We start from the raw sequence: 21801 nt of genomic DNA, 5'->3' as shown, positions 1-21801 counted from the left end.
TTGCGTATTGCCTAGCCTCGCCAAGCCCATGCGGACGGCGAGATGCGTTGGGCTAGAAAGTCAGCGAGCACCTCAACCTTGGCCGGCCGTGCGCGCAGCGAGGGCGTGACGAAATAGAGACCGCCCTGTTGCATGGTCCAGTCCGTCATTAGTATCTCCATACGCCCGTCGCGCAAATACTCGCCGGCGATAAATTCCGGCAACTCAGCGATCGCAAGGCCAGCGAGCACGGTCGGCACCAGTGCATCTGCATTCGTCACGCGTAATGGCCCGGCCGGTTCAACGGCCTCTTCATTGCCGGCATCGTTGACGAACCGCCAGACTTCGCTCCGTGCCCGATATGCATAACCAAGACAGGCACGTCCGATCAGGTCATGAGGATGCCTGGGCCGGCCGCACTGCTCCAGATAACTGGGTGCTGCGACGATAAAGCGCGACACCGGGCAGAGCCGTCGCGCGACCAGCGACGAGTCCGGCAGTACCGCAATCCTGAGCGCCGCATCGAAACCCTGGCCGATCAGGTCGACCGACGCATCCGACAGATGGAGATCGATCGAAATATCCGGATAAGCGCGGAAGAAGTCCGGCAAGATAGGGGCAACCCAGCGCAGCCCGAACGACATCGGCACCGCCAGGCGGACACGCCCGCGGGGCGAGGCCGACTGTTCCCGTGCCGCGTCCTCGGTCGCTTCGGCCTCTTGGTAAATGCGACTTGCGCTTTCCGCAATCGTATGGCCGAACTCGGTCAACGCCAGTTGCCGCGACGTGCGGTTCAACAGCCGCGCGCCTAGCCGCTCTTCAAGACGACTGACACCGCGCGAAACCGTCGCCACGGATACGCCCATTGCCCGTGCCGCTGCTGCGAACGAGCGTTCCTCGGCGACCTTGGCAAACATCGCCAACCCTTCAAAATCCGGCATTTTCGACATCGTCATTTTTGCAATGATAGTTTGCAATCAATTCTATTTCAAAAAGAGGGCCGCGTCGATACACTGATTCATTTCAAGGAGAGCAGCATGAGTATCGAAGAAACCACCCGCATCGCAGAAGAGTTCCTTGCCCGCATGGGCAGTGGTGCCGCACCCGACGACGTTGCCGCGCTGTTCAGCACGGATCTCGAGTTTGAGATCGCAGGCGATGTTGGCGCGCTGCCATGGATCGGGAAGAAACATGGGCGCCAGGCCGCGGCGGACTTCGTCCGTGACCTGCGCAACCTGGTCGAGCCCCTTCGCTTCGAGGTCCACGACATCGTGGCAAACGACAAGCGGGCGGTGATCCTGGGTGAACTCGCATCGCGATCTAAGCGCACGGGCAAGGTCGTGGAAACGGCTTTCGCTTTCGTGCTGGCCGTTGCCGGCGGTGAGATCACGCGCTTCCAAATGCTGGAGGACAGTTTCGCCGTTTCCCAGGCGGCTCGCTGATCTTCATCAGTTTTGGTCACATACCAAGCTTTTCATTATCACGACGCAACGCGATTGCAAAAAAAGCGACACGGCTTTCGGCGTGTCGCTATCAATGCCCCTCATGAAAAAGCGGGAGGCAGGAGACGATCAGTTCTTGATCGACACGCTGACGAAGTAGCGGCGTCCCGAGAAGGCCAGTTCGTTGACGCGGAACAGGTCGCCCGCGTCGGTGATCTGGGCCTGGTCGGTCAGGTTCTTGCCTTCCAGCGAGAACGTGACATGGTCGTTGTAGCGGTATTGCAGCTTCGCGTCCAGGAAGCCGGACTTCTCCTGGAAGTTCGGATTACCCGACACGTCGTTGCCGCCGGTGTAGAAGCGGTCGCGGTAGGTGTAGGCGACGCGGCCGTTGATCCTGCCCTGGTCGTACCACAGCGCGACGTTGTAGCTGTTCTTGGACATGCCCGGGTATGGCAGCACCGTGCCGTCCAGGATGTTCAGGCGTTCCGTTCCCGGCGCGTATTTATACGACATGCGGGTGTAGTTCGTGTCGCCGCCGAAGCCGGCCAGCCAGCCTGGCAGGAAGGTGAAGGCGGTGCGCGCCGTCAGTTCGACTCCCTTGGTGGTCGCGCCGCGGCCGTTGATCGGCTGCGTCACGTCAAACAGGGTGCCGTTTTTGAACAGGTCGACGTTCTTGACCAGCGTCTTCTCCAGGATGTAGCTGGAAATCTTCTTGTTGAACAAGCCCATGCTGACCTGGGTGTCCGGACCCGGATAGTATTCGAAGCTCAGGTCCGTGTTGGCGGCGCGGAAGGGTTTCAGGTTCGGATTGCCGGCCGTGCAGTCATCCTGGCTGTCGCCGCCGAACTGCGGATTCCCGCTGTTCAGGGTGCATGTGGCGTTCGGCACCAGCAGGTCGATGCGCGGACGCGCCATCACCTTGGCCCAGCCCACGCGGACCAGGAAGGTGTCCGGGAGCAGCCACAGCATCGCGTTCGCGCTGGGCAGCACATCGTGATAGCTGTTGTCGATGGTGCTGGTGCTGTTGCTGATCACGCGGTCAGCGAAGGTGGCCGCGCCCGGAGCTGTCGGTACGCGAACCTGGTACTTGAAGGAGCCGGTCGAGATGTCGCGTGTGCGGGTGTAGCGCGCACCGATGTTGCCGGACGCACCCATGCCGAACAGTTCCGTCTCCCAGTCCGCGCGCAGGTAGGCCGATTGCACGCGCTCGTCCACCGCGTAGGATGGCAGTTGCGGGTACATCTTGCCGTCGCTGCCGGGCGAGTTGTACAGCTTGTCGTGGTTGAAGTGCGAGGTATCGAAGTACTGCGCGGCGCTCGAATAGCTGGGGCTCATCCAGCCACTCGGCATATTGCTCACCTTGTCGTAGCCTTCGAAGAAGGTGCCCGGCGAGCGGCCACGGATGGCGGCCACCATGGCGGCCATGGTGGCGGCGTTGACGTACCTGGTGGCGTAACTCGTGTTCAGGAAGGACTGGTTGTCCGGTGCGCGCTGCGCCGTGCCCTTGTAGTTCGGATCGTAGACCGCGGTCTGGTTGACATTGGCCGTGACGACGTTGATATCGTCTGCCGTGCTGACCAGGTCCGGGCCGTTGCTGGCCAGGTAGCCGCCGCCCTTGTACTGCTTGGCGCTGGCCTTTTGCGCCTGCGTGCCGAACCAGATCTTGGTCAGGAAAGGCGTATCGAACTTGTATTTGAAGTCCAGTTTCAATTGGTCTTCGGTGTTCTTGGTTTCCTCAGGACGGTATTGCAGCTGCGCCTGGACATAGGAGCTGTCATTCTCGGGCGAGACGGCCGCAGGGAAATCGAAATGCGGCAAGCCCTGCTTGTCCAGCGTCACCTTCAGGCCCGGCGCATTCTGGGACAGCACGATGCTGTTGCTGTCGCTGCTGTAGTTCGATTCGGCTTTGGAGACCAGGCCTTCGGCTTCCAGGCGCTCGCCGCGGTAGTTGAAACCGGCGGAGCTGTACTTGCTATCAATCTTGAGCTTGAAGTCGCGCGCCGAAGTGCTGAATGCACCCTGCCCGCCCGCGCCGGCCAGGAAGTTGCAGTTGCCGACCACGTACTGCGTGACATAGTGGTTGGTGACAACCACGCCTTCAGGCGTCGTCGTGGCGGACACCGGGCCGCAGCTGCCGGGGGCGGTGGGCACGCCGGATGCGTTGTAGACCGGGGCCGTACCGCCGTTGGCCAGACGCGACGGGGCGCCCAGGTCGGTGCCGTAGTTGCGGTCGTTCAGGCGCTGGTCCTGGAAGTTGGCCTGGTGGCTGACGAAGGCCGTCAGTTCGTCGCTGACCTTGTACTGTGCCGTCAATTCCGCCGACGAGCGCTTGTGGTCGCGGGTCCAGATGCCATAGCGGGAAACGCCCGGCGAGTAGTCCGACCATTGCGCGGCGCAGGCAGTCTTCTGGGCCGCAGTCAGCGTCGCGGCGTTGCAGCCGGCAGCCGTGTTGATGGCCGCGACGGCCGGATCCCTGCTGACCACGGTCTTGTCCGGCGAGAAGTCCCAGTCGCGCAGGAAGCGCCACGAGGTGTTGCGCGCGTAGTCGTTGCGGGTCAGGACATTGTCGTACACCACATTGGCCATGACGCCCAGGCGGCCGTCGAGGAATTTGTCGGCCAGCAGCAGGCTGCCGCGCGGCTGCACGCCGCCGCGGGTGGTCTCCTGCTCGGCCGAGATGGTGCTGGCGATGGTGGTCTTTTTGAAATCCAGAGGCTTGCGCGTCTTGATGCTGACGGTGCCGCCGATGCCGCCTTCGGTCATGTCGGCGGTGCTGCCCTTGTACACGTCGATTGAGGCGATCAGCTCGGAGGCCAGTTCGCGCAATTCGGCACCGCGTCCTGCGGTGCCGTTGCTGCTCAGGACAGACATGCCGTTGATCTCGACCCGGTTCAGGTCCGGCTCGACGCCGCGTATGGCCACTTGCGTGCCTTCGCCAAAATCGCGCGTCAGCTGCACGCCGGTGATGCGGGACAGGGCCTCGCCCACGTTCTTGTCGGGGAACTGGTTGATGTCCTCGGCCACCAGCGAATCGGACACGGTGGCGTTGCGGATCTTGCGGTCGATCGCGGAGGCGACCGACTTGCGGGTGCCTACCACCATCACCACGCTTTCTTTCGCCGCCTCGGCCTTGGCCGTCGGCGCGGCTTCCTGTGCCACCGCGCCATTGCCCGCGAACAGGGACGCGATGGCCAGCATCATCACGCTATTCGTACGTGCGCCAGGGCGCTTCTCTTTGAAATGGTATTCGCTCACGACTCTCTCCTCCGGATGTCGGCCATTGATTGGCCTGTGCTCTAGTGATCAGCTTCAGATCGCATTCTATGTGAGGGGTGAGCGGATTTCGCGCTGCTGGTTGAAAGAATCACGAGGTTGAGCAAATGATCAAACCCCATGCTGCGACTGCACAAAACGCATAACGATATAAACTGTTTAGACGAAAAAAAGCCGCGCCATTCAGCGGCGCGGCCTGGTGATGGCGGGTTCGTCCTGCGGGCTCAACGCCCCCGGCCAATCCGCCCTGCGTCTTAAGCTGTTTTAGAACTCTTCCCAATCGCTGCTGGCTTGCTTGGGCGAGTTTGCCGCCAGCTTGCTTGGCGTACGTTTGGGCGCCGGCGCGCTGCGGCTGTGCGCGACGGCGGAGGCGATGGGCGCCACTGGAGCGCGGCGCGCTGCAGGCTTCGGTGTGGAAGCGCCGTTGATGGTGAACGCGGCCACGGCCTGCGCCAGTTCCTCCGCCTGGTCGCGCAGCAGCTGCGCGGCGGCGGCGGTTTCTTCCACCAGCGCGGCGTTTTCCTGCGTCACATGGTCCATCTGCGTGATGGCCTGGTGCACCTGCGCGATGCCGGCGTTCTGCTCGTCGGTCGCCGCGCTGATGGCGGCCACGATGTCGGTCACCTGGCGCACGCTGGTCACCACTTCATTCATGGTGGCGCCGGCCTGCTCGACCAGCTTGGTGCCGGACCCGACCTTTTCCACCGAGTCTTCGATCAGCACTTTGATCTCTTTCGCGGCGGCCGCCGAACGCTGCGCCAGGTTGCGCACCTCGGTCGCCACCACGGCGAAGCCGCGGCCCTGTTCACCGGCACGCGCCGCTTCCACCGCCGCGTTCAGCGCAAGGATGTTGGTCTGGAAGGCGATACCGTCGATGACGCTGATGATGTCCACGATCTTGCGCGAGGAATCGTTGATCGAGGACATGGTCATGGTCACTTTCTCGACCACGCTGCCGCCCTGCACCGCCACGTCCGACGCCGAAAGCGCGAGCTGGTTGGCCTGGCGCGCGTTGTCGGCGTTCTGGCCGACGGTGGAACTCAGTTCTTCCATGCTCGATGCGGTCTGCTCCAGCGCGGCCGCTTGCGCGGCGGTGCGCGACGACAGGTCGCCGGTACCCACTGCGATCTGCTGCGCGGCCGAGCTGACCGTCTCGGTCGCCCCGCGCACCACGCCGACCACGTTGCCGATATCGGTCAGCAGCTTGTTGAAGGCAACCGCCGTGTGGCCTACTTCATCCATGCGCTCGATCTGCACCTGACGGGTCAGGTCCAGCGACTGGCTGACGCCTTCCAGCGTACCCTGGATATTGCCCAGGCTGCCGCTGATGATGCGATACAGCTGGAAGCCCAGCGCCGCGGTCACCACGAAGGCGAGCACGATCACGCCGACCAGCAGATTGAAGGCCGAATTGTAGGCGGCGATGGACTCTTCGCGCACAATCGCGATCAGCTTGTTGTTGTACTCGATATGGTCGTCCAGCGCCTTCTTCACGCCGGCCGCGCCCAGGGCCAGCGGCGAACCGGCCACCAGCGTGGCCCGTACGCCTTCTATGTCGCCCGCGGCGGATGCGTCCAGGAAGGGCACTAGCGTCTTGCGGTAGTTGGCCATCGCTTCGCGGTCCGCCTCCAGCATCTTGCGGTCGGTGTCGTCGGTGATGTTTTCCTTTTCGTACTTGTTGATCACTTCATCGAACTTGGCGTGGGCGTCGTTGTAGGACTTCACCAGGGTCGCCTTGTTCGGCAGCTTGCACGGCTCGGGGCACTCCGCCGGCGCCGGCGCGGTGAACACCGACAGGCGGTAGCCGGCCAGGCGGCTGTCGGAGACAGCGTTCTTGGCCAGGTTCAGGCCGGCGATGCTGGGGATCAGTCCTGTTTGCACCTTGTCCAGGCGGCCCTGCGCCCGGTTCAGTTGCAGTAGTCCGTTTGCGCCGACAAACAGCAGCGCCAATAACGCCACAGACAATGTCAGGATCAGGCGTTTGGTGATGTTCATGTGATTTCTTCTCGGGATTGGATTAATTGTTACTAGGAAACTATCTATCTGCTATTGTAACGACGGCGCCCGCTCTTGGCTATAATGCCGGGACCGCCGGATGGGCATTTATCGAGGACTGTTGGGATGACACATCATAAGCATGCAAGTCGCGCGCGCTTCATCGCGGGCTGCGCCGTCCACCTGGCGCTGGCCGCACTCGCTACCTCCTTGCCAGCCGCTGCGGCCGACAACAATCCCTTCGAGCTGGTCGAGAACAAACCGCTGGGCGAGCTGTGGATCAACCCCGGCTTCTACTCCTACCATTTCGATCGCGAACGCAACCTGAACGACCGCAATCCCGGCATCGGCGCCGAGTACCGCTTCTCGACCGTCGCGGCGGCCACGGCGGGCCGCTTCTACAATAGCGACCGCCAGTACTCGAACTACGCGGGCGTGTACTACCAACCCCTTGCCATCGGTCCGGTACGCCTGGGCGCCGTGGTGGGCGGCTTCAGCGGTTATCCGAAGATGCGTGACGGCGGCTGGTTCCTGGCGGCGATCCCTGTGCTCAGCGTCGAATACCAGCGGGTCGGCGCCAACATCGCTGTCATTCCGCGCTACAAGGACAGGCTGTACGGCGCCCTGTCCATCCAGCTGAAGTTCAAGCTCAGCGAATAGCGTATTATTTCCCATACCTAAGTAGCATGCGCACCCGGCCTTCTTCGTGCGATGATGCTAGCTTTAGTTGACACCTTGATCATGACTTCGACCGCGCCCCGTCCCAGCGTCGCCCCCTTGCCGCCCGCCGCCGAGTGCGCCACGGCGTTGCCCGGCGACGATGCTGCGCAGCTGGCCGCTTTCATCGGCGGCGTACAGCTGGCGGACGCGGGCGCTCAACAGACTGCGCTGGCCGCGCTCGAACGGCTGCAAGCCTCGCATGCAGAATTGCAGGAAAAACTGGTACGGCACGATAGTTTCTACGGCCTGCTGTCGCTGCTGACGCCGGTGGTGTCGCGCGCCAAGTCGCTCGAATCGCTGTGCCTGGGCACGTGCCGCATCATCGCCACCCAGGCCGGCATCCAGATCGCAGGCGTCAGCCTGTGCGACGAATCGACCGGCAAGCTGCGCCTGTTCGTGTCGGCCGAGCGCGACGGCGCCGAGCTGGAATGGCGCAGCGGCGATGACGAGTCCGGCGCGGACTGGTTCGCCCCCGAACTGGCTGCCAGCGCGCTGGAATGCGGCGAGATGCAGTTCTCCAACAACCTGAACACAGGCTGCCAACGGCGCCGCATCGCCTCGTGCATGGCCATCCCGCTGTTCGCCAACAACAAGCGCTGGGGCGTGCTGTCGCTGTACTCGCTGCAGAACGATTTGTTCGACGCCTTCTATCTCGAGCGCGCCAGTGAAATCGGCACCGAATTGAGCTTCGGCCTGGAGCGCCTGGTCAACACGCAGGAACTGTACCGGCTGGCGCGCACCAATCCGCTCACCGGCCTGCCCAGCCGCATGCACTTCGAAGAGCAGATCGCCGCCTTCGCCGCAGCCGAAATGCGCGGCACCGTGCTGCTGATTAACATCAACCGCTTCGACGAGATCAGTTCGGCGTACGGCAACAGCGCCGCGATCGGCCTGATGCGCGCCATCGCGCAACGGCTGAACATGGAAGTGGCGGCCAACATGGTGCTGTCGCACATCGGCATCGGCCGCTTCGCGCTGTTCTTCCCGGCCGACGCCGACGGCTCGCCGCTGTCCTACATCCGCGACACCATCGTGCCGCTGCTGCAGGGCTCCTACCATGTCGACGAGCACAGGATCTGGTGCACCATCAATGCCGGCGCCGCCGCGCTGCCGGAGGACGGCACCTCGGCCGACGCCCTGCTGGTCAAGGCATGGGACGCGCTGGCCGGCGCGCGCATCAAGGAGGAACGCTTCGGCTATTACGACCGGCACGCGGACCAGGCGCTGGCGCGCGAACTGAGCCTGGAGTCCGAGCTGCGCGACGCCATCGTGCGCGGAGAGTTCGTCAACTACTATCAGCCCAAGATCGACCTGAAGACCGGCAAGCTGTCCGGCGCCGAGGCGCTGATACGCTGGAACCATCCGACGCGCGGCATCGTCGCGCCGATAGAATTCGTGCCGGTGCTCGAGCGCAGCGGACTGGTGATCGCGGCCGGACGACAAGTGATGGAACGCGCGATGACGGACTGGCGCGAGTGGCACGACGCGGGGCTGATGCCGCCGCAGATCGCCGTCAACGTGGCGCCGGCGCAGTTCCGCTGCGATACGCTGATCGGCGACATCGAACGCGTGCTGGAGATCGCCGAAGCGCATTTGCAGCCGCTGTCGATCGAGATCACCGAGAGCAGCCTGGTGGCCGACCACGCGCGCGTGGTCGAGATACTGACCCGTATCCGCAACCTGGAAGTGCCGATCGCGATCGACGATTTCGGGACCGGGTATTCGTCGCTGGCCTACCTGGTGACCTTGCCGGTGGACGTGCTGAAGGTGGACCGCTCCTTCGTCATGAAGATGGCGCACGACGCCGGCTACATGGGGCTGGTGAGCACCATCGTATCGCTGGCGCACAACCTGGACTTGAAGGTGGTGGCCGAGGGGATAGAGACGGAGGAAGAAGCCAAGCTGCTGCGCCTGTTGCGCTGCGAGCAGGGACAGGGCTATTTGTACAGCCGCCCCGTCCCCGCCGCCGAATTCGCGGCCATGCTGGGCCGCTGACCGCGCACGCTGTCACACTTAGTGCCTGCCCTTGGCCGACACCGCGATCTGATCCAGGATGTGCTTCGGCACCTCGGCATAGTGCTTGAACTCCATGGTGTACGTCGCCCTGCCCTGCGTCAGCGAGCGCAAGGTGGTCGAGTAGCCGAACATCTCGGCCAGCGGCACCAGCGCGCGGATGATCTTGCCGCCGCCGCCGGGAATCTCGTCCATGCCCTGCACCATGCCGCGCCGCGCCGTCAGGTCGCCCATGGCGTTGCCCATGAACTCCTCCGGCGTCTCGACCTCGACGTGCATCATCGGCTCCAGCAGCACCGGCGAGGCGCGCCGCATGCCTTCCTTGAAGGCCATCGAACCGGCCATGCGGAAAGCGTTCTCGTTAGAGTCCACGTCGTGGTATGAGCCGAACGTCAAGGTTACCTTGACGTCCACCACCGGGTAACCCGCCAGCACGCCGGACTGCAAGGTCTCCTGTATGCCCTTGTCCACCGCCGGGATGAACTCGCGCGGGATCACGCCGCCCTTGATGGCGTCGACGAACTCGTAGCCCTTGCCCTGCGCCGACGGCTCCACCGTCAGCACCGCGTGGCCGTACTGCCCGCGCCCGCCGGACTGCTTGACGAACTTGCCCTCCACATCCGAGGCCGCCTTGGTGACGGTCTCGCGGTACGCCACCTGCGGCTTGCCCACGGTCGCCTCGACGCCGAACTCGCGCCGCATGCGGTCCACCAGGATCTCCAGGTGCAGCTCGCCCATGCCGGACATGATGGTCTGGCCCGATTCCTGGTCCGTGTGCACTTTGAACGACGGGTCTTCCTGCGCCAGGCGGTTCAGGGCGATGCCCATCTTCTCCTGGTCGACCTTGGTCTTCGGTTCCACCGCCTGCGAAATGACGGGCTCGGGGAAAATCATCTTCTCCAGAACGATCACGTGGTCCGGGGAGCTGAGCGTGTCGCCGGTGGTGACGGCCTTCAGGCCGACCGCCGCCGCGATGTCGCCCGCGTAGACCTCCTTGATCTCCTTGCGCTCGTTGGCGTGCATCTGCAGGATGCGGCCCAGGCGCTCGCGCTGGCTCTTGGTCGGGTTGTACACGGTATCGCCCGAATTGACCACGCCGGAATAGACGCGGAAGAAAGTGAGCTGGCCGACGAAGGGGTCGGTCATGATCTTGAACGCCAGCGCGGCGAACGGCTCGTCGTCGGACGGATGGCGTTCGATCGGCTTGTCGTCCTCGTCGTGGCCATTGATGGCCGGGATGTCCAGCGGCGACGGCAGGTATTCGATCACCGCGTCCAGCATGGCCTGCACGCCGCGGTTCTTGAAGGCGCTGCCCGCCAGCATGGGCACGATCTCGTTGCGGATGGTGCGCGCGCGCAGGCCCGCCTTGATCTCTTCCTCGGTCAGGGACTCGCCGTTCAGGTATTTGTCCAGCAGCTCGGGCGAGCCCTCCGCGGCCGCTTCGACCATGTGGTCGTGCCACTTCTGTGCCAGCTCCTTGAGGTCCGCAGGTATATCCTCGTACGTGAATTTCACGCCGAGGCTGGCGTCGTCCCAGTTAATGGCGCGCATTTTGACCAGGTCGACCACGCCGTGGAAGTTGTCCTCGGCGCCGAGCGGGATCTGGATAGGCACGGCGGTGCCCTTCAAGCGGTCCTTGATCTGTTGCTGAACGCGGAAAAAGTCGGCGCCGACGCGATCCATCTTGTTGATGAACGCAATTCGGGGTACCTTATATTTGTTGGCTTGGCGCCATACGGTTTCGGACTGCGGCTGAACTCCGCCGACCGAGTCGTACACCATCACGGCGCCGTCCAGCACGCGCATCGAGCGCTCCACCTCGATGGTGAAATCCACGTGTCCGGGGGTATCAATGATATTGATGCGATGCTCGGGGAAGTTACCCGCCATGCCTTTCCAGAAGGCCGTGGTGGCGGCCGATGTGATCGTGATGCCGCGCTCCTGCTCCTGCTCCATCCAGTCCATGGTGGCGGCGCCGTTATGAACCTCACCTATTTTGTGATTGACGCCGGTATAAAACAGGATCCGCTCTGTGGTCGTGGTCTTGCCGGCATCGATATGGGCGCTGATGCCGATATTGCGGTAACGCTCGATAGGTGTCTTGCGGGTCATCACAATCTCCTTGAACGAAAACCCGGCAGCGGGTCGTCGTTGATTCTAACAGTAATAGACATCTGAAGTATGGCGGCACTTGTCTGATTTCAAGTGCAGCAACGATAACAATAAGATCTTTTGCAGGCCAACAAGGGGGATTCAACATGAACATTTCTAACTACAAGATCGGTACGCGGCTGGCGCTGGCTTTTTCCATCGTGGTGCTGCTGTTGCTGGCCATCGTCGGCGTCTCCGTCAACCGCATGAACGAGGCCGAAACGCGGATGAGCAATATGCTGGACGACCGCTTCCAGAAGATCGAACTGGCCAGCAGCGTGCGCTACAACGTGGCCATCATCCATCAACTGCTGCGCTCCGCCATCCTGGCCGGCAGCCCCGCCGACGTGCAAAAAGCGGTGGCCGCGATGACAGCGTTGCGCACAGCCAACAAGACGAGTCTGGAGCAACTCGATAAAGTGATCAACGTGCCGCGGGGGCGCGAACTGTTCGTCGGCATCATGGCTGCGCGCGCCGACGACGTGCAGCAGCAACTGGCCCTGTTGAAGCTGGTCGCAGACGGCAAACAGGCGGAGGCGACCGCCATGCTGCAGAGCGCCAACGCCCGCTCCGAGCAGAACTATGCGCTGCGCCTCAAGGAGTTCTCGGACCTGCAGGCCGAATTGATGGCCAAGGATGCCGGCGAGGCAAAAGCGGGCTTCCGGGACGGCAAACTGGTCATGCTGGCAGTGGCAGGCGCCGCCGTCGTGGGCACGGCGCTGTTGGCCCGGCTGGCTTCGACCAGCATCACGCGCCCGCTGAACGAGGCGATCGGCATGGCGCGGCGGGTGGCGGACGGCGATCTCAGTGCACACATCGAAGTGAGCAGCACGAATGAAACCGGCCAGCTGCTGGGCGCGTTGCGGGACATGAACCAGAATTTGGCCCGCATCGTCCAGCAGGTGCGCACCGGCTCCGACAGCATGGTGGCCGCATCCACGCAGATCGCGACCGGCAACCTGGACCTGTCGAGCCGCACCGAACGCCAGGCCAGCGCACTGGAAGAAACCGCCTCGTCGATGGAAGAGCTGACCGGCGCGGTGCAGCAAAACGCCGGCAGCGCGCGTGCAGGCAGCGCCCTGGCCGAGACGGCGACCGCGGTGGCGGCGCGCGGCAAGACCGTGGTGACGCAGGTGGTCGAGACCATGGGCGCCATCAACGGCTCCTCGCGCAAGATCGCCGACATCATCGGCGTCATCGACGGTATCGCCTTCCAGACCAATATACTGGCCCTGAACGCGGCCGTGGAAGCGGCGCGGGCGGGGGAACAAGGGCGCGGCTTCGCCGTCGTGGCCTCCGAGGTGCGCAACCTGGCGCAGCGCTCGGCCGCGGCCGCCAAGGAAATCAAGGAGCTGATCGTCGATTCGGTGCAGCAGGTGGACGCGGGCGCGGCGCTGGTGGCGCGCGCCGGCAGCACCATGGACGAGGTGGTCAGCAGCGTGCGCAAGGTCAACGAGGTGATCGGCCAGATCAGCCATGCCAGCACCGAGCAGACCAGCGGCATCGAGCAAATCAACAGCGCCATTATCGAAATGGACGACGTCACGCAGCAAAACGCCGCGCTGGTGGAGCAGGCTGCCGCCGCCGCGCAAGCCATGCTCGACCAGGCACAGAACCTGTCGCAGCTGGTCGGCGTGTTCAAGCTGGACGCTGCGGGCGGACACGACCGCCCGAGCTTGGGCGGCGCCAAACGGGGACAGCTGGCGCTGACGGCCTGAGCCGCCCTGCCCCGCCATGCCGGGATGCGCGCGCGATAGCGTGCGCGTCCATTGCACGGATTCAACATATACTTGCGTGATGTACACACTTTACTGTTTGTAAATCATGCCTATGACCATCAAGATACTGGGCGCGGTGGCGGCGGCATTGCCCTTGCTGGCGCAGGCGCAAAGCGCTTCGGAGATCGAAACGCTGCTGGAGCGCTGCTCCGCGCTCGGCGATCCGAGCACCCGCCTGGCGTGCTACGACGCGCTTGCCAGGAAGGCGCCGCTCGCATCCACGCCTGCGCCGGCCAACGCGGCGCCGGGCAGCCAGCCCAGCCCCGCCTCCGTCATCGGTCCGGCCGTTGCCGCCGCCAGGGCCGATGCCGCCCCGACTGCCATGGCGGCGGTACAGCAGGCCGAACCGGAAAAGGAACTGTCGCGCATGGTGCAGCGCTGGGAGCTGGACCAGCCGTCCAAGCGCGGCGTATTCACCTTCCGCCCGCACCGCGACACTTACCTGCTGCTGACGAATTACAGCAACGGCACCAACGACGGGCCGTTCAAAGACTTTACGCCGGCCGGTCTGAAGAGCCAGCACGTGGAATTGAGCTACCAGCTCAGTTTCAAGATGAAGCTGATGGAAGAAATCGCCAACAGCCCGTTCGACCTGTGGTTCGCGTACACGCAGCAGAGTTTCTGGCAAGCCTACAACCGTTCCGCGTCCAGCCCTTTCCGTGAAACGAACTACCAGCCCGAACTGATGGCGGTCGTGCCGTTGAATTTCGGCGTAGGCGAAGCGCGGCTGCGCTACCTGAACTTCGGCCTGGTGCACCAGTCGAATGGCCAGACTTCCACGCTGTCGCGCAGCTGGAACCGGCTGTATGCCGAAGTGGGCGGCGAATTCGGCGAGCATTTCAACGCCACCTTCCGCCTGTGGAAGCGGCTGGACAATGCCAAGTCGGACAACGACAACATCGACATCAACGATTTCATGGGCAATAGCGACCTGCGCGTGGCCTACCGCAACGCCGGCCACGAATATTCGGTGCTGGCCCGGCGCAACCTGCACACCAAACACGGCTTCGTGCAGCTGGGCTGGTCCTTCCCGTTGCGGGATAACCTGAAGGGCTACCTGCAAGGTGCGAGCGGCTATGGCCAGAGCCTGATCGACTACAACTACGCGCAGATGTCGATAGGCGCCGGCGTGCTGATCGAGTTCTGACGTGTGGCGGCCTGCAGTGACCGCGTCTAGCGGCCCGGCGTGCCGCGCAGCACGCGCGCCGGCAGCATGACGACGGCGCGCAGCAGTTCAAATACCGCCTCGACGCCGACACCGATGAGGCGGAACGGCAGCAGCACCAGCCAGACCAGCGGGTACAGCAGCAGGGCCAGCAAAGCCAAAGGCCAGCACAAGAACAGCAAGACCAGCCACAACACAAAGCTCAGCATAATGCGCTCCAAGGCAGTACGTTTCGATACGCGTACTGTAACCCATGGGCGCGCGCCGGCCAGGGCGATGCGACCGGCTGCATCCAGCGCCGACAAATGGCAAAAAAACCGGGGCGAGCGGCGCCCTGGGGTCACGCTCTGGGGTCAGGCCTGCATTCGTGCATTTCTTGCACTTGGACCGGAAATGCACGGATGCAGGCCTGACCCCAACTTGTTTTCTACGCTTCGGGAGTCTTCAGCGACAGCAAGATGGCGCGCACGGCGGACTTGAACAGCGCGTCCGGGTGCTCTTTCTTCAGGTAGAAACCCTTCAGCTCCAGGCTGGCGATGCCGTGCAGCGCGGCCCACATCAGGCGCGCGGCCGCCGTGGGGCTGGATTGGGGCAGCAAACCGTCCGCCATGCAGCGCTCGAATTGCTCGACCAGGGGCGTGAACGTGCCCCAGGCCGACACCCGCGACTCCAGCGGCGGGATGAAGCCGGCGAAGGCGTCGCCGAACATCACGAGATAGTAGCTCGGGTTCGCGCGCGCGAAGTCCAGGTAAGAGCGGCCCCAGATCCATATGCCTTCGATGGCGTCGACCTTGGCCAGCTCCGGTTGCGTCTGCAAGTAAACGCGCTTCAGGCGCTCGCAGCCTTCCAGATACAGCGCATTGGTCAGCCCGTCCTTGCCGCCGAAGATGGAATACAACAGCGTGGTCGAGCAGTTGACCGCCTCGGCCACCTTGCGCACCGTCAGCGCCGACGGCCCCTCCTCGACCAGCAAGCGGCTGGCGGCATCGAGCATGCCCTGGCGCAACGCGCCACGCAAATCCTCCTGCTCCTGACGAAAATCGACGACTTTAGCTTTGCTCATGAAGGTCTATTCTAAAATTCACTGTAAAAAACAACGTTTTTTCTGATAACATCGTATCAGAGTACTTCCTCAATGACTACAAAACAGGAGCACATCATGACATCGAACCACATTCCAGCAGTATTGCGCAACCTCGCCTTGCCCGTCATCGGCTCGCCGCTGTTCATCGCCAGCGGCCCGAAACTGGTCGCGGCGCAATGCAAGGCCGGCATCGTCGGCTCCTTCCCGGCGCTGAACGCCCGCCCGGCCGAGCTGCTGGACACCTGGTTGACCGAGCTGAAAGCCGAACTGGCCGCCTACAAGGCAGCCAATCCGGACGCCATCATCGGCCCCATCGCTGTCAACCAGATCGTGCACCAGTCCAATACCCGCCTGGCGCATGACGTGGAAATCTGCGTCAAGCATCAAATCCCGATCATCATTTCCTCGCTGAGGGCGCCGCCGAAAGAGATGCTGGACGCCATCCACAGCTACGGCGGCATCGTGCTGCACGACGTGATCTCGATCCGCCACGCCCAGAAGGCGCTGGAAGCGGGCGTGGACGGCCTGATCCTCGTGGCCAGCGGCGCCGGCGGCCACGCCGGCACCCTGTCCCCGTTCGCGCTGGTGGGCGAGGTGCGCAAGTTCTTCAAGGGCCCGATCGCCCTGTCCGGCTCCATCGCCACCGGCGACGCCATCCTGGCCGCCCAGGCCATGGGCGCGGACTTCGCCTACATCGGCTCGCGCTGGCTGGCGACGCAGGAATCGAACGTGGACGACGACTACCGCCAGGCCATCATCGAGTCGTCGGCGGCGGACATCGTGTACACCAATCTGTTCACCGGCGTGCACGGCAACTATCTGAAGAAATCGATCGTGGCGGCCGGCCTGGACCCGGAAGCGCTGCCGCAGGCCGACAAGACGGCGATGGACTTCGGTTCCGGCAGCACGGCCAAAGCCAAGGCTTGGCGCGACATCTGGGGCGCTGGCCAGGGTGTGGGGATGATGGAGGATGCGCCGACGGTGGCCGAGCTGGTCGGGCGTCTGACGGAGGAATACAACGGCGCGCGCGCGCGTTTGCTGGACAAGCAGGCGGCGTAGGTTTCATTCCGCAGCGGCGGAGCGCCGCGCAGCGGAAATCCATAGTCAGCATGGGTCCCCTTTTTCAAGGGGACGGCAATTACTGGCCGACGCAAATGATCTTGGTTTCGTACTCTTTTGCGTTCGGCTTTTTCTTCTGCGCCCAGGCAATCGCCTGTTCCGCCTCGGCGACCGTCAAAATGGTCGCCTTCTCTTTCGACTTGATGAAGGACACGCCTTCAAACGCGCCTTCCTTGCTCTTCATCACCTTGGCAAACACAGCCGGCTTGTCGCCCTCGCTGATTTTCTTCTGTTGCACGATGTAGCGGCGATCTTCTTGTTCCATGGCGAATACTCTGTAATCAAAACCGTGAGTATACCGCCACGCAGCCGTTTAGGCGAAGGCCGGCGCGTAATGCCGGGGCTGAAGCGCCGTTTCGTGCAGGATTTCCACCCGCAGCGAAGTCTGCAGCGACGGGATGGACCCGCCCGCGCGGTACTGGAAGCTGACCGCCAGGATGTCGCCTTCCTTGGCCTGCACGGGCTTGGCCAGCGGCAAGGTCATGTAGTGGTTCAGCCAGTCGATGGTGCTGTTGCGCTCGGCTACCACCGCCAGGATGTTCTTGGTGACGAAACGCATGGCATTGACGCAGCCGCTGCGTTCGACCACGAAGTTGCCTTCCCAGCTATACATCATGTCGTTCGGTTGCGTGAAGTCGATGACGCTGTAGACGGCGGGCTGGGCCATCTCCACCGAGCCGGGATAGATGACCTGGGTTTCCTGGAATTGCACGATGGGCGCGAAGAAGCCTTCGAAATCGTATTCCTGCTGCAGCGGCTGGGCCGCCATGATGACCGCCTCCGGCATGAAGATGGGCAGCGGGCCGCCGAAACGCTCCAGGTAGCGGCGCTTGAACGATTCGATCACTTCCACCTGTTTTTCGCGCAGCATGCCGACGTGGATCATTTCGCAGATGACGACGTCAACAGGCTCCGGCGGCAGGTATTCGAACGCATCGGCGTGGATGACTTCCACTTTTTCGCCGTTCGGGTTGATGCCCAGGAATTTGCGCGCTTCCTTGACCATGTCCGGGTTGAATTCGACGCAGTACACCTTGCTGGCCTTGGCGGCGGCGAAGAAGGACAGCACACCCGTGCCCCCGCCCAGCTCCAGTACCTTCATGCCGGGCTTCACGGCATAGGCTATGGCCGACTTGAAGCTGTGCATGCGGTTCTGATCCATCAGCATATTGTGATGGTAGTGGACAGGAATGAATTGTCCGAGGTAGCAGCTCTCTATTTCGCGTTCGTTCAGCATGGTTTTTCCCTTGTTAGCGCAACGTAGCCATTATCTTTGCCCGTGGGGCAAAGCTAAGCGGCGAGTTGGCGGGGAAAAACCTGCTAGTTTGACTTTTTGGCAGGCATCGAGGCTGCCGCCTTGGCGAGATGGGCGTTGATGGCCTTGGTGATCCAGGGTTTTTCCGCCCGCGTGGCGAATTCGGCGGCGTCGACATGGTAGGCGCCGTCCTTCAGCGTGGCGTCCGCGCCCTGCGCCAGCAGCAGCTTGACGGCATCCTCCATGCCCTCGCGCGCGGCCAGCATCAACGGCGTCAGACCGCTCGGCGAGCCGGCGTCGATGTAGGCGTGATGTTCCAGCAGCATGGACATGATCTCCAGATCGCCCGCCGCAGCCGCGAAGTGCAGCGCCGTCCAGCCTTTGCGGTTGACCTGCGCCCCCTTGGCGATCAGCGCCTGCACGGCCGCCTTGTTGTGCTTGAAGGCAGCCATCATCAGCGCGGTGGTGCCGTTGCTGGAAACCTCCTCAAGGTTCACCTTAGGATGGGCCAGCAACTCCTTGAAGACCTGGTTGGCGTCCCAGCGCATGGCCACGATCAGGCCCGTTTCGCCCCGTTCCGGCTCGTGCACATTGGGATCCAGGCCACGCTTGAGCACGGCACGCACGGTGCTGGTGTTGTCGACCTGTGCCGCGCGGAAGAAGTCCACCTGGTCGTCCGACTCCGCCAGCGCAGGCCCCGCCAGCAGCAGCGCGAAGGCGGACAGCAGCAGGCGCCGCCGCCCGTCATTCCCACGCAGGCGGGAAGCCATGCTCCGGACGAGATGCGAAACATGGCTTGCGCACCGCCGCACCGCCGCCGCCGCGGAATCGACAAGGCATTTTTTTGCAGCGTTAGCGTTCGACATTGAACAGTTTGAAGAAGTTGTCACTGGTCTGCTGCGCGACCTGTTCTACAGGCACGCCCTTGAGTTTGGCGATATATTCGCCCACGTGCGCGACGAAACCGGGTTCGTTCATCTTGCCCCGGTGCGGCATCGGCGCCAGATAGGGCGAATCGGTTTCGATCAACATCTGCTCCAGCGGCACTTCCAGCGCCACCGCCTGCAATTCCTTGGCGCTCTTGAAGGTGACGATGCCGGAGAAGGAGATGTAGAAGCCCATCGCCATCGCCGCGCGCGCCACTTCCAGCGACTCCGTGAAGCAGTGCATCACGCCCGCCACGCCGCCCTTGTCGGTGCCCGCGCCCTCTTCCTGCATGATGCGGATGGTGTCCTCGCTGGCCGCCCTGGTGTGGATAATCAAGGGCTTGCGCGTGATTCTGGAAGCTTTGATGTGGGTACGGAAGCGCTCGCGCTGCCACTCCAGGTCGCCAGTCAGGCGATAGTAGTCGAGGCCGGTCTCGCCGATGGCAATGATGCGCGGATTGTCCGCCAGCTGCACCAGCTGTTCGACGGTGGGTTCCGGGGTGTCCTCGTAGTCCGGATGCACGCCGACAGAAGCGTAGATGTGCGGATGCTGCTCGGCCAGTTCCAGCACTTGCGGAAAGTCCGGCAAGTCCACGGAAACGCAGAGCGCATGGGTGACCTTGTTCTCGGCCATTTTGCCGAGAATCTCAGGCATGCGAGCAGCCAGCTCGGGAAAATTGATGTGGCAGTGGGAATCGATAAACATGGCGTGATTGTACGCGAGCGTGGGCGCCCACGCCAATGAGTGGCAGGCGGCACGGATCTGCGAGATAAAGCGCCGATAGAATGACGGAATTCGAGCCCGGCGAGCCCGCGAGCCCGGGGTCCGAGGCCGGGGTCAGTTCCGGCAAACGGACGGAACTGACTCCGCCTCCCGACCCCGCCTCCCCGCTAGCATGGATTCCGCCTTCGCGGGAATGACAAACTGGCGCTTATTCGAGACGCCCTAGTGGGCACCTTGAAATACTTGTCGTTCCCGCGCAGGCGGGAACCCATACTTCGCGAGCCCGGGGTCAGTTCCGGCAAACGGACATTTTGTCCACTTGCCGGAACTGACCCCGCCTCCGACCCTGCCTCCCGTCGCGGTCTTCTCCTATGACGAATAGATTCCCGCCTGCGCGGGAATGACGATTTGGAGGTTTTCCTACCTTCTCAACTACTATTTCTAGGGCATCAGCCGGTGGGCCGCCACGAACTGCCTGATGCCGTCCGGGTGCGCCGTCTTCCAGGCTTCGAACTCGGGCCGGTAGGCTTCCCGGTACATCAGCAGCAGGATGGCCGCGTCAAGGTCACCGGCCGCATACAGCTTGCGGATGGCCAGCAAGACCGGCGATTGCGGCAGCGGCTGCCCCTTCGCCTCTACCTCGGCCAGCATCTTCATCGCCACGGTCCAGCCTTCCCGCTCCAGCGCATATGGCGACAGCGTGCGGCCGGCCTTGGCCGCCGCCGTCTGCGCGTTGGCCTGACCCAGCGCATAAGCCAACCAGATGGCGCGCTCGGGCGCTGCGTCCCCTTTGGCGTCCTTGAACTCTTCGGCAAGCGAGATCGCCGCCTTGCCGGTGGCGGGATCGAACTTGACGCTGGCGCGGCGCGCGAACTGCAAACGCGCCAGCGGCTGCTTGTCCAGCTGCGCCACCATCGCCAGCCTGTCCCAGCTCATCTGCTGGCCAGGCTGCGCGGCGATCGCGTTCAAGGCCGCAGACTCGACGCCGTTGCGGTTGCCCAGGCGGGCCAAGGTATCGGCCAGGAAGCGCCATGCTTGCGCGCTTTGCGGGTCGATCACGGTGGCCTTCTGGAACAGCATTTCGGCCGCCAGCCAGTTCTTCTCCATGAAATAAGTGTCGCCCTCCATCACCCAGGCGGAAGCGAATTTCGGGTCGGCACGCTGCGCTTCGCGGTACTTGGCGCGCGCCTCTTCGTACTTGGCGGCGTGAAACAGCGCTTCTCCTTCAGCGTAGGCCTTGCCTGCGGCAGCGTTCGGCTGGTAGGCGCTGATCGAGCTCGGGTCGGCCAGCAGGCGCAGCACTTCGAGCGCCACGATGTCGCCGCTGTCCAGCTTCAATGCCGCGCGGGCCACGTCCGCAGCTTGCTGCTGGCGGGCGCTGCGGGCCGCATCGTCGGGAATGCCGGCGGCGATCACCATCAACAGGTTCGCGCCCGCCGACAACGGTGCGGATGCCTCGGGCGAGGCCTTGCGTGCTTCACCAAATTTTTCCAGCGCCTCCTTGAACTTCCCCTGCCCATGCAGCACATTGCCTTCGGCAAGTAACTTCTGGCTTTCGGCGTTGCCCGCCACGACCGCCAGCGCCGGGTTGGCGGCGCAAAGTGCAACGATGGCGGGCAGTATCAGTCGACGCAGCATGCGGGAATCCTTGTTTTAGGCGACCCGTTTTCCGAGGATGATCAGGTCGCGTTCGACACCGTCCAGGTTGGCCACCTTGGGCAGATTGGCCCAGGTCTCGAAGCCGAATCTGGAGAACAGGCCTAGGCTGGGTTGATTGTGACCGAAGATGAAGCCCAGCAGCGTGTGCACCTTGATCTGCGGCGCGAAGTCTATGGCCTCCTGCAATGCATAGCGGCCTATGCCTTTCCCGCGCGACGCTTCGGCTATGTAGATCGATACTTCGGCGGTGCCGGAGTATGCCGGGCGGCCGTAGAAATTGGAAAAGGAAATCCAACCCAGAATGGCCGGCTCGGCCGAACCGTCATCCGCCCCTTCGATGACCCACAGCGGACGGCGCTCGGGCGTGTGCTCATGGAACCAGGCCAGGCGCGACTCGACCGATACCGGCTCGGTGTCGGCGGTCACTTCACGGGAGGCGACGGTGCTGTTGTAAATGGCGACGATGGTCGGCAGATCGTTGAGCGTGGCGGTGCGATGGCGGAAAGACATGGCGAAAG

General features: G+C 63.3%; 18 protein-coding genes. 6 read left to right on the top strand and 12 right to left on the bottom strand.

Going from position 1 to position 21801, the window contains the following annotated elements; genetic code table 11:
• Window positions 1-11: 11 nt before the first annotated feature.
• Window positions 12-929, bottom strand: a complete 918-nt coding sequence (locus ACSQ8Y_RS08695) for a LysR family transcriptional regulator (protein ID WP_436269787.1) — start codon at window positions 927-929, stop codon at window positions 12-14.
• Between the two features lie 87 nt (window positions 930-1016).
• On the opposite strand from ACSQ8Y_RS08695, the gene ACSQ8Y_RS08690 reads away from it, so the two are divergent.
• On the top strand, window positions 1017-1421 hold the full coding sequence (locus ACSQ8Y_RS08690; protein WP_436266046.1) for a nuclear transport factor 2 family protein: 405 nt from the start codon (window positions 1017-1019) through the stop codon (window positions 1419-1421).
• A 129-nt stretch (window positions 1422-1550) separates the two neighbouring features.
• Here ACSQ8Y_RS08690 and ACSQ8Y_RS08685 read toward each other — a convergent pair whose 3' ends face one another.
• Together ACSQ8Y_RS08685 and ACSQ8Y_RS08680 are read right to left on the bottom strand one after the other, a co-directional pair.
• Complete coding sequence (locus ACSQ8Y_RS08685) at window positions 1551-4676, bottom strand: TonB-dependent receptor (protein WP_436266045.1); 3126 nt, start codon at window positions 4674-4676, stop codon at window positions 1551-1553.
• 282 nt (window positions 4677-4958) lie between these two features.
• Window positions 4959-6689, bottom strand: a complete 1731-nt coding sequence (locus ACSQ8Y_RS08680) for a methyl-accepting chemotaxis protein (protein ID WP_436266044.1) — start codon at window positions 6687-6689, stop codon at window positions 4959-4961.
• Window positions 6690-6815: 126 nt separating this feature from the next.
• On the opposite strand from ACSQ8Y_RS08680, the gene ACSQ8Y_RS08675 reads away from it, so the two are divergent.
• Both ACSQ8Y_RS08675 and ACSQ8Y_RS08670 read left to right on the top strand, forming a co-directional pair.
• Entirely contained in the window at window positions 6816-7349 is a 534-nt protein-coding gene (locus ACSQ8Y_RS08675; protein WP_436266043.1) for a hypothetical protein, read from the top strand.
• A gap of 81 nt (window positions 7350-7430) precedes the next feature.
• Entirely contained in the window at window positions 7431-9404 is a 1974-nt protein-coding gene (locus tag ACSQ8Y_RS08670; protein ID WP_436266042.1) for a bifunctional diguanylate cyclase/phosphodiesterase, read from the top strand.
• A gap of 18 nt (window positions 9405-9422) precedes the next feature.
• Here the strand turns inward: ACSQ8Y_RS08670 and fusA are convergent, their stop codons facing one another.
• Window positions 9423-11534, bottom strand: coding sequence for an elongation factor G (gene fusA, locus ACSQ8Y_RS08665; RefSeq protein ID WP_436266041.1), 2112 nt, complete (start codon window positions 11532-11534; stop codon window positions 9423-9425).
• Window positions 11535-11680: 146 nt separating this feature from the next.
• Here fusA and ACSQ8Y_RS08660 point away from each other — a divergent pair, with 146 nt between their 5' ends.
• Window positions 11681-13291, top strand: a complete 1611-nt coding sequence (locus ACSQ8Y_RS08660) for a methyl-accepting chemotaxis protein (RefSeq protein ID WP_436266040.1) — start codon at window positions 11681-11683, stop codon at window positions 13289-13291.
• A 112-nt stretch (window positions 13292-13403) separates the two neighbouring features.
• Window positions 13404-14498: a phospholipase A gene (locus ACSQ8Y_RS08655; protein ID WP_436266039.1), complete on the top strand. Its 1095-nt coding sequence runs from the start codon at window positions 13404-13406 to the stop codon at window positions 14496-14498.
• Between the two features lie 26 nt (window positions 14499-14524).
• On the opposite strand, the gene ACSQ8Y_RS08650 is transcribed toward ACSQ8Y_RS08655, so the two are convergent.
• Both ACSQ8Y_RS08650 and ACSQ8Y_RS08645 read right to left on the bottom strand, forming a co-directional pair.
• Window positions 14525-14725: a hypothetical protein gene (locus ACSQ8Y_RS08650; protein WP_436266038.1), complete on the bottom strand. Its 201-nt coding sequence runs from the start codon at window positions 14723-14725 to the stop codon at window positions 14525-14527.
• A gap of 218 nt (window positions 14726-14943) precedes the next feature.
• Entirely contained in the window at window positions 14944-15579 is a 636-nt protein-coding gene (locus ACSQ8Y_RS08645) for a TetR/AcrR family transcriptional regulator (RefSeq protein WP_436266037.1), read from the bottom strand.
• Between the two features lie 96 nt (window positions 15580-15675).
• On the opposite strand from ACSQ8Y_RS08645, the gene ACSQ8Y_RS08640 reads away from it, so the two are divergent.
• Entirely contained in the window at window positions 15676-16659 is a 984-nt protein-coding gene (locus ACSQ8Y_RS08640; protein ID WP_436266036.1) for an NAD(P)H-dependent flavin oxidoreductase, read from the top strand.
• Between the two features lie 79 nt (window positions 16660-16738).
• Here the strand turns inward: ACSQ8Y_RS08640 and ACSQ8Y_RS08635 are convergent, their stop codons facing one another.
• The 6 genes from ACSQ8Y_RS08635 to ACSQ8Y_RS08610 all read right to left on the bottom strand — a co-directional run bounded on the left by ACSQ8Y_RS08635 (window position 16739) and on the right by ACSQ8Y_RS08610 (window position 21793).
• Window positions 16739-16984, bottom strand: coding sequence for a hypothetical protein (locus ACSQ8Y_RS08635; RefSeq protein WP_436266035.1), 246 nt, complete (start codon window positions 16982-16984; stop codon window positions 16739-16741).
• Between the two features lie 48 nt (window positions 16985-17032).
• Window positions 17033-17956, bottom strand: a complete 924-nt coding sequence (locus ACSQ8Y_RS08630) for a methyltransferase domain-containing protein (RefSeq protein WP_436266034.1) — start codon at window positions 17954-17956, stop codon at window positions 17033-17035.
• Between the two features lie 83 nt (window positions 17957-18039).
• Complete coding sequence (locus tag ACSQ8Y_RS08625; protein WP_436266033.1) at window positions 18040-18744, bottom strand: ankyrin repeat domain-containing protein; 705 nt, start codon at window positions 18742-18744, stop codon at window positions 18040-18042.
• Window positions 18745-18826: 82 nt separating this feature from the next.
• On the bottom strand, window positions 18827-19606 hold the full coding sequence (locus ACSQ8Y_RS08620) for a TatD family hydrolase (protein ID WP_436266032.1): 780 nt from the start codon (window positions 19604-19606) through the stop codon (window positions 18827-18829).
• A gap of 459 nt (window positions 19607-20065) precedes the next feature.
• On the bottom strand, window positions 20066-21262 hold the full coding sequence (locus ACSQ8Y_RS08615) for a hypothetical protein (RefSeq protein WP_436266031.1): 1197 nt from the start codon (window positions 21260-21262) through the stop codon (window positions 20066-20068).
• Between the two features lie 15 nt (window positions 21263-21277).
• Window positions 21278-21793 carry an N-acetyltransferase family protein gene (locus tag ACSQ8Y_RS08610; protein WP_436266030.1) on the bottom strand — a complete coding sequence of 172 codons (516 nt, stop codon included), beginning with the start codon at window positions 21791-21793 and terminating at the stop codon, window positions 21278-21280.
• Between the last annotated feature and the right edge of the window lie 8 nt (window positions 21794-21801).

The sequence above is a fragment of the Pseudoduganella sp. LjRoot289 genome, assembly GCF_964252925.1.
Classification (GTDB): domain Bacteria; phylum Pseudomonadota; class Gammaproteobacteria; order Burkholderiales; family Burkholderiaceae_D; genus Rugamonas.
This window is presented reverse-complemented; position numbering and strand designations above follow the sequence as displayed.

Coding starts and splice junctions, on each gene's coding strand:
- ACSQ8Y_RS08625 (WP_436266033.1), bottom strand. CDS start 18,744: ATGGCTTCCCGCCTGCGTGGGAATGACGGGCGGCGGCGCCTGCTGCTG.
- ACSQ8Y_RS08695 (WP_436269787.1), bottom strand. CDS start 929: ATGTCGAAAATGCCGGATTTTGAAGGGTTGGCGATGTTTGCCAAGGTC.
- ACSQ8Y_RS08675 (WP_436266043.1), top strand. CDS start 6,816: ATGACACATCATAAGCATGCAAGTCGCGCGCGCTTCATCGCGGGCTGC.
- ACSQ8Y_RS08610 (WP_436266030.1), bottom strand. CDS start 21,793: ATGTCTTTCCGCCATCGCACCGCCACGCTCAACGATCTGCCGACCATC.
- ACSQ8Y_RS08630 (WP_436266034.1), bottom strand. CDS start 17,956: ATGCTGAACGAACGCGAAATAGAGAGCTGCTACCTCGGACAATTCATT.
- ACSQ8Y_RS08620 (WP_436266032.1), bottom strand. CDS start 19,606: ATGTTTATCGATTCCCACTGCCACATCAATTTTCCCGAGCTGGCTGCT.
- ACSQ8Y_RS08650 (WP_436266038.1), bottom strand. CDS start 14,725: ATGCTGAGCTTTGTGTTGTGGCTGGTCTTGCTGTTCTTGTGCTGGCCT.
- ACSQ8Y_RS08615 (WP_436266031.1), bottom strand. CDS start 21,262: ATGCTGCGTCGACTGATACTGCCCGCCATCGTTGCACTTTGCGCCGCC.
- ACSQ8Y_RS08635 (WP_436266035.1), bottom strand. CDS start 16,984: ATGGAACAAGAAGATCGCCGCTACATCGTGCAACAGAAGAAAATCAGC.
- fusA (WP_436266041.1), bottom strand. CDS start 11,534: ATGACCCGCAAGACACCTATCGAGCGTTACCGCAATATCGGCATCAGC.
- ACSQ8Y_RS08660 (WP_436266040.1), top strand. CDS start 11,681: ATGAACATTTCTAACTACAAGATCGGTACGCGGCTGGCGCTGGCTTTT.
- ACSQ8Y_RS08680 (WP_436266044.1), bottom strand. CDS start 6,689: ATGAACATCACCAAACGCCTGATCCTGACATTGTCTGTGGCGTTATTG.
- ACSQ8Y_RS08655 (WP_436266039.1), top strand. CDS start 13,404: ATGACCATCAAGATACTGGGCGCGGTGGCGGCGGCATTGCCCTTGCTG.
- ACSQ8Y_RS08690 (WP_436266046.1), top strand. CDS start 1,017: ATGAGTATCGAAGAAACCACCCGCATCGCAGAAGAGTTCCTTGCCCGC.
- ACSQ8Y_RS08670 (WP_436266042.1), top strand. CDS start 7,431: ATGACTTCGACCGCGCCCCGTCCCAGCGTCGCCCCCTTGCCGCCCGCC.
- ACSQ8Y_RS08645 (WP_436266037.1), bottom strand. CDS start 15,579: ATGAGCAAAGCTAAAGTCGTCGATTTTCGTCAGGAGCAGGAGGATTTG.
- ACSQ8Y_RS08640 (WP_436266036.1), top strand. CDS start 15,676: ATGACATCGAACCACATTCCAGCAGTATTGCGCAACCTCGCCTTGCCC.